The 5,861-nt window shown below is 55.6% G+C and carries 2 protein-coding genes and 2 pseudogenes; all 4 read left to right on the top strand.

Features of this window, described 5'->3' with window-relative positions; all coding sequences use genetic code 11:
• Positions 1–527 precede the first annotated feature (527 nt).
• The 4 genes and pseudogenes from AF337_RS35300 (at position 528) to AF337_RS35285 (ending at position 5,448) form a co-directional block, all read left to right on the top strand.
• Complete coding sequence (locus tag AF337_RS35300; RefSeq protein ID WP_004677031.1) at positions 528–1,301, top strand: aquaporin; 774 nt, start codon at positions 528–530, stop codon at positions 1,299–1,301.
• 872 nt (positions 1,302–2,173) lie between these two features.
• Positions 2,174–3,285 (top strand): annotated as a pseudogene (nolL, locus tag AF337_RS35290) (nodulation factor fucose acetyltransferase NolL).
• Positions 3,286–4,539: 1,254 nt separating this feature from the next.
• Positions 4,540–4,703, top strand: a pseudogene (gene nifH / locus AF337_RS42985) (nitrogenase reductase); the annotation flags it as partial.
• Positions 4,704–4,962: 259 nt separating this feature from the next.
• Positions 4,963–5,448 (top strand): NifX-associated nitrogen fixation protein, encoded by a 486-nt coding sequence (locus AF337_RS35285; protein WP_004677039.1) that lies wholly within the window; start codon positions 4,963–4,965, stop codon positions 5,446–5,448.
• Positions 5,449–5,861 lie beyond the last annotated feature (413 nt).

Genomic DNA, 5,861 nt, shown 5'->3' with positions numbered 1-5,861 from the left:
GACAAGGGAATTCACGTGGACTTCAAATCGCGCCAAGGATCATGTGCCTGTTCGTCGCTAAGGGGCGTTACTCGACTTCTCGTGAACGTCCCTGGCGGTCTTATCAACCCTTGTCCTGGTTCCTGCTTTGCACCACCTTCCGCTTGGAGCCATGAAGAGGGTCGTTGTTTCGATAATTTGAGGATGGGCTGCTTGGCGATTTGTTCGTAGCCCAGCTCGGGTCCATACGTCTCGGTACGGTTCGCCTGCCTATCCTGTTCACGGCACTTTCGAACATAAAGACCGAACGTCACCAGAGCGATCGCTGTGATGCGCAACATATTTCATTTGGTACGACGTTTGCTGGTGATCGGTGACGCTGGTTGACCATAGGCTCTGATGCCGATCTCGTCGGACAAGGACGCAATTGAAGTCAACTACGGAGGTTTTCGGGACCTGACACGATGATTGGTTCGGTGCATGCGGAACGCTTGGCGGCACGAGGATGACACCGAAAAGTACGTGGGGTCTAATCAATGGAGTGAAAAATGAAAAAGTATGTTTGCGAATTCTTCGGGACCTTCACACTTGTCTTCCTCGGCTGCGGCACATTGCTTTATATGCGTCAAGAGGTGGGCCTGTTGGGTGTCGCTTTAGCCTTCGGGACGACCGTGGTTGCAATGGCCTACACGATTGGCCCAGTCTCGGGCGCGCATCTCAATCCGGCGGTCAGCCTGGGTTTCCTCGTGTCGCGCCGATTGAGAGTGTGGGACTTTCTCGCGTATGTCTCCGCCCAATGTGCAGGAGCTATCGCGGCGGCAGGCACGCTCTACCTTATCGCTATGAACAAGGTCGGCGGTTACGATATCACCCTAGAAGGTTTCGCCCAAACCGGCTGGGTAGTCTACGGATGGAGAGCTGCGTTCCTATTCGAGTTTATCGCCACGTTCCTGTTCGTAACTGTATTCCTCAAATGCACGGCTGGACGCGGCGCTGTTGCACGATTGGCGATTGGACTTGCCTTAGTTGCGATCCACCTTGGCGGTATCACCGTTTCGGGTTCTTCTGTGAATCCAGCACGATCGATCGGCCCAGCACTTTTCGCAGGAGGGGCGGCACTCTCTCAACTCTGGCTTTATATATGTGCGCCAATGCTCGGCGCTATTGCGGCCGGCCTTCTTCAGCTCAGGGGGATCGTCGCGTCAAGCGAGCCGCAAAGTCTGCGCCAATTTGAATCGCGCGAAATGACCAGCGACATATCCAGCCCGGTTTCATTCTTTCGCCACCGAAGGAGAGGTATCCCAAAAAGGGAAAGCCACTGATCGAGGAGGGGGTCTCGACCTTGACAGGGGAGCGCATCCCCAGACACTGGCCGTTGCATCCCGCATATCTTGACGCTTACTGCGATCTTCCTACGGATTGGGACCACGGTCGTCTCTGACGTATCGACAAACGTCGCATACGGATCGACAATGGCAGCCCAACGTCCAGCTATCATTGGCGGCGATCCAAAACGGCGGCGATCGCGGCCAAAGCCTCGTGTATCGCGATACTCACCGACCTTCCGCTCAAGGTTGTCAAGGGTCCGCGATACTCATCCATACCGCAGATGCGTGTCATTAGGAGCATGAATTTTACAATGGTGAGGCTGCCATATAGGACACGTTGGGCGGCGGATCTAATGGAGCAAATCTCCAGCGTCTGGGGGTTGCGCTGGGGTGCCGATCCACACCCAAGCGCCGGTAGGTGATAGACGATACCCACAGCGGCTAGGAGCCATTGAATCGGCAATATGTTCTTTTGATACGGTGTCGCGCAAGTTTGGCATGGAGAATCATATGCAATCGCAACAATAGCCGAGTGCAGAGTCAAGCAGCGCTACTTGCATACGCGCAAATGTCCGTTAGAAGATTTCGACGACGTGGCAGCCCAAGCAGTTGCGCGGCAGCGAGTTTAGGCGGGGCGTACGTTGCGGCGAAAAACAGCCAATGGACACGCCGAAAACGGCTACTGGGCCTAAGTCGCCACGGTCGCCCTGTGAACTTGGAACCCAGGCAAATTGTATGACCGTTGGCCGTCGTTCAGCATGCCGAAGTCGGAGCGCTGATCGGAAGCTGGATTAGCCTGCATGATGAACGAGAGGTTGGAAAATGCCGCTTTCAAAGGCTCCCGTAGGCATCGTGAGATGTTGAGAATGCGAGCAAGAATTGTAGGTGGAAAGACAGTGCCTGAGGCGCCAGAGGCCGACGATCGCGATCTAGCTTTAGACTTCGCCAAAGGAATACTCATTGTCTTGGTGATTTTCGGTCACCTGATACAATATATCTTTTACGAGGGTGATGGCTTCTGGGATTCGGCATGCTTCAAATCGATCTACATGTTTCACATGCCTCTCTTTATGGCGATAAGCGGATATCTCTCTAGATCAGGGCTACTAGGCAAATCGTTCAGGCAAGCCATCGGTGATCGCGCGCTGCAGCTCCTGGTGCCGACGCTGTTCTGGTTCACCCTTTTGGAGGCAGTCAAATTGCTCATGTTTCCCCGGCCGCCGGACGCACCTGGCAACCTGTTGCAATTCATGCACGATTTCGTCGGCACATACTGGTTCATCTGGGCTGCGTTTGCTTCTTTTCTTTTGGTCAAACTTATTTCGATCTTCAACTCCGGGTCGGCACGCTCTTTGCTTGTCTCATCCATACTGGTCGCAGTTGCCCCCGTGACGTTTTCTATATTCCCTCTCATAAAGTACACCTATCCCTTTTTCTGCATGGGATTTTCATTTGCGCAGTCGAGAGATTGGTGGACGAGCATAATGCGGTATCATAAGCCACTCCTGATGATGTCCGCCTCTATCGCGGCTAGCTTGTGCTTCATGGCGTGGCGCGAGGACACCTATGTCTACAACAATCTCGCCTTAATCCAGGATCTGCAGTCGGCAAAAGATATCCTTCTGATGTTTTTTGGCTCGACAGTGGCCTCTGCAGTGATGATCGAGATTCTGCTTCAATCCTGGAAATTGGACGCTCGAACCGGGTGGTTCGCTTTATCGCCGTGGAAGTGGGGCAGAGCACGCTCGTGTTGTACCTGGTGCAGGCTACGGTATTCCGTCTCATGGATTTGATACATTACGGAGAACAATGGGCTCCCACAATGAGGTCTGGCGCGGCGGGAATTCTCGGGACGATGATCATTGCCGTAGCACTAGCAGTTCGCTGGAGCGTGCGCGACATTCCCTATCTGTCCCAGCTCATGCTTGGAACGCCACCCCGCCTCGTTCGTTTGCCGAGCAATCCTGCGAATAACTAGCGGTGTTCAATTCTCAACCTAAACTTCGTCAGCAAGCAAGCATGCCAAGGCACGCGTTAAGGGGCCCATTTTTAAAGGATCCTTTTGCACGAAGATCGGCTGAGGTCCGACTGATGTGCCAATCACGTATCGAGAATCCGCAAACCCCTCCGCGCCCAATGCTCCGCGACGACGCGGGCGCTTGACCCCCAGGGTATCGACTCCACCCTCTTTGAGGTTGCCAAAGATTCGGTTTGCTTCGCACTTGTTTGGGGTCCGCTTGCCGCCAGGTCCCGTTGTCCCTGCTAAAATCGCGAGCGTTCGCTAAGGTACCAGAAACGCTTTTCCGGCCTGTGCTAAGCAATGACCGGAAACAGCGAGTATCGCCTCAGCGGTCACACCGAGGCAGCACTGCTCCATGACGGCCGCTGCCACAGTCATCCTCTTGCCGGCGCCGACGGTACCGGCCAGCTAGGTCGTGCCGGCAGCATGATCCCCCGGGTGCCGTGTTCTGGTGCGGATAGAGAGTGAACGCGGCCGACGCACGCCGGCAACTTAAGATACACGCCGCCGAGGCGCCCAGGGGCTGGTTGTTGAAACGGTCCTAAAACCTTGCGGCCGGTCGATCCGGTGGGCATCGGACCAGGACCCGGCCCTGAAGGGCCATCTGATCTTCGTGAGCTTCCCCTTTGCCGGCTACGTCTAACAGCCGTTCACTGTGGAAATTCAGAGCGTTGTTGAGCTGTCGCCGGCGTCGCGGGGGCCTATGCCTGCATTCCATTTGCCCGCGGCATTCCCCCAAATGACGGCGCTAACTGTCGAGGAAGGGAGCTCCAGCCAGTGATGCATGCGGGTCTCGGAGTCCATCACTGGGAGGCGCTGTGATCGCCAAGCAAAGAAGATCGACCGGCTGCACCTCGGCAAGCGGCCGGACATTGCGCCCAATCCGCGAATTGAGAGCGGAGCGGCTTCGGCGGGTGTCATTTGTTGCTGACGTGGCCGGAGAATAGGCTTCCGCCGCTGCACCGGGATGCCATTTCTTCGATCCCCACCGCGTCTTGTCCGGTTCACGACAACGTTGTCCTCGATCAATTCTTCATGGGCTAGCTAAGAAGCTGGAAACAATACAGATGCCGTGTTCCGGACCTCAGCGGAGGAGACTGGCATGAGTCTTGAACTCCCAGAACTACGCGGCGGGCAATCGCCTGGTGGAACGTGTGGCGTCCGGTCGAAGTCGATTTGAACCTTGAAAGGGAAAATACATGGCAGGTCTGCATCAGTTCGCACGGAAAAGGGGGTATCGGCAAGTACACGGCCTCTCAAGATACTCTCACTGCCCTTGTCGACCTCGAAAAGCTGATTCCACCCCCCGCCTAATCCTCAATTCGAAAGCCCGAGACACGGTTTTACACCTGGCGGCGAATAGGTTGAGGGTGGAGTTCGCGGCGAAACCTACCGCCACTGGACTATCGAGACGGAAATCTCGCTTGTGAAGCGCTTTTCGTCAAGCCCGCCAGCGTTGCCCGCCGCTTGCCGTTGTTGTTGCGGCCGCCCCGTTTCGAGGGGCCATGTCATTCGTCCGGGCCAAGTTGCGTCGCCACAGGTCCCATCTGCCGCACCATTTTAAGGGATGGTGTTACCGGAAGCGGGTGTGGCCCTTAGTCAAACCGCATCCAGCACTCAGGAGGATTTTAACTGATGTCAAACGTCACCCCTGTCCCCAACAATGCTCGATTAGATGAGAAAGATGCTCTCGCCACGCCTTTCATTAAGTGCCTCTTGCGTCTGATGCGTGCTCAAGACACCTTTGAATTGTGGCAAGAGAAATCGGACACCGATTTGCTCTGTGATTTCATCGTGACGAGGCAGCAGCGTAGGGCGATTCCTCTCATCGGGGGACCTGACCTAGAGGTGCAGTGGCGGCTTGAGATCTTCTATGCCGCCGTAGCACTTGCTATAGAGGAGCAGTCCGGACTGATGGCGTCACCGGTGTTGACTGTGAACCATGAGGGATTCGGTCGGATATTACTCACGGCGGGGCGGCTCGTAGTACTCTCGAAGACGCTCCGCGACGTACATCGATTTGGCTTCGACAACCTCCAAAAGCTCGCCGAGGCGGGAACTGGCCTGGTCGATAATGGCTTAACAACAATTAAGACCTATTCAGATGTAGCGCGCGTTTAAGTGCGGTTGAAACGGCTCATATAGGGCGGAATTCTTCGCTAATCTGCCCAGCAATCAAGCAATCCGGGGGTGTGCCCTAGCGTTCTTGGCGCGGGGGGGGGCGACATGGAGGAACCTGCATGACAGTGCGTTCACTACTCACTACGGCTCCTCTTTGGCTCCGGCGTATCTCACAAGCACTGATCAAGCGACGTGTATTGGCTGCGCCCCTTGTTTTCTGGTCTGCCAGTGTTCGGCAGGAAGGTAGGTGGTTGGCCTTCAAATGACCTGCCACTGAATTTTCATCCGGCGGCGATTAGAGCCTCGGCGGTCTTGGAACCGCTCCCAAACGTTGGACCACCGGATGCTAGAGTTTTCCGGCTTCATTCAGGGAGGCGGGCTGGTTGCGCCTCCCGAATTCACCAACGAGATCG

The organism is Rhizobium ecuadorense, assembly GCF_001187535.1.
Taxonomy (GTDB): Bacteria; Pseudomonadota; Alphaproteobacteria; order Rhizobiales; family Rhizobiaceae; genus Rhizobium; species Rhizobium ecuadorense.
The sequence above is the reverse complement of the archived record's forward strand: the minus strand, read 5'-3'. Positions and strand labels throughout refer to the sequence as shown.